This window comes from Nocardiopsis suaedae (assembly GCF_027706745.1).
GTDB classification, from domain to species: domain Bacteria; phylum Actinomycetota; class Actinomycetes; order Streptosporangiales; family Streptosporangiaceae; genus Nocardiopsis_A; species Nocardiopsis_A suaedae.
On sequence record NZ_JAQFWP010000139.1, the window covers coordinates 1 to 1,302 of the forward strand.

Sequence of the window (1,302 nt, forward strand, 5' to 3'; positions counted from 1 at the left end):
TGTTCCGTTTCGGGTTTATTGGAGGCTCGGAAGCAACGCCCCGCCCTCGGGTGAGGCCTCTTGCCGCTGGTAGAAGTATGCTTCGAACTCGGCCGGCGGGACCAGGCCGATCTCTCCGTGCAGACGGCGGTGGTTGAACCAGTCCACGTACTCGGCCACCGCGATCTCCAACTCCTCCAGACCCGTCCAGGGCCCCTTGTTGCGCACCAGCTCGGCCTTGAACAACGAGTTGAAGGCCTCGGCCAGCGCGTTGTCGTAGGAGTCGCCCCTCGAGCCGACCGAGCACACCGCCCCGGCTTCGGCCAGGCGCCGGGTGTAGCGCACCGCCAGGTACTGCGCCCCGCGGTCGGAGTGGTGGACCAGCCCGTCCAGGCGGTGCCCCACGTGCTCGCGGTTCCACACCGCCATCTCCAGCGCGTCCAGCGCCAGCTCGGTGTGCAGTGACCGGCTCACCTGCCAGCCCACCACCCGGCGGGAGAACACGTCGATGACGAAGGCCGCATAGCACCACCCCGAAAAGGTGCGGATATAGGTGATGTCGGCGACCCACAGCCGGTCGGGCCCCTCGGCGGTGAAGGAGCGCCCGACCAGGTCCGGCCGCGTGTCCGGGCCCGGCGCGCACCGGGTGGTGCGCGGGGTCCTGGCGCGGGCGGCCCCGCGCAGCCCGGCCGCCCTCATCAGCCGGTGCACGGTGCAGCGCGCCACCGCCCGGCCCTGCCGGTTCAGCTCGGCGTGGACCTTGCGCACCCCGTAGACCCCGTAGTTGTCCTCATGGACCCTGCGGATCTCCTCGGTCACGGCCGCGTCGCCGACCTGGCGTGCCGAGGGCGGCCGGTCCCGGGCGGCGTAGTAGGTGGACGGGGCGACCTGCAGCACCTCGCAGATCGGCTCGACCCCGAATTCCTGCTTGTGGGCGTCGATGAAGGCCACTACCTGCTCTGTGGGCGGTCGAGCTCCGCCGCGAAGAAAGCCGACGCGGACTTGAGGATGGCGTTGGCCCGGCGCAGCTCGCGGTTCTCGCGCTCCAGCTCGGCCAGGCGCTGGGCCTGGTCGGTGGTGGTGCCGGGCCTCTGGCCGCCGTCGATCTCGGCCTGGGTGACCCAGTTGCGCAGGGTCTCGTGGTTGATGCCCAGCTGGTTGCCGACGCGGGCGAGGGCCCCCGGGCGCGTGGCCGGGTCCCGGCGGGCTTCCACGGCCATCCGAGTGGCACGTTCACGCAGCTCATCGGGGTACTTCCTCGGTGCTGGCATGTCTCTCATCCTTCCCAGGGGTGAGAGCCTCCATCACACCCGGAACGAAACA

1 protein-coding gene and 1 other annotated feature are annotated in these 1,302 nt (G+C 70.6%); the gene reads right to left on the bottom strand.

Going from position 1 to position 1,302, the window contains the following annotated elements; genetic code table 11:
• Window positions 1-15: 15 nt before the first annotated feature.
• Window positions 16-1,250 (bottom strand): IS3 family transposase gene (locus O4U47_RS31185; protein ID WP_270681589.1). Its coding sequence is split into 2 segments (ribosomal slippage): window positions 16-971 and window positions 971-1,250, totalling 1,236 coding nucleotides; the frame shifts between segments, so codons are not numbered across the junction.
• Window positions 859-972, bottom strand: a sequence feature (AL1L pseudoknot). Its footprint overlaps the gene before it by 114 nt.
• Window positions 1,251-1,302 lie beyond the last annotated feature (52 nt).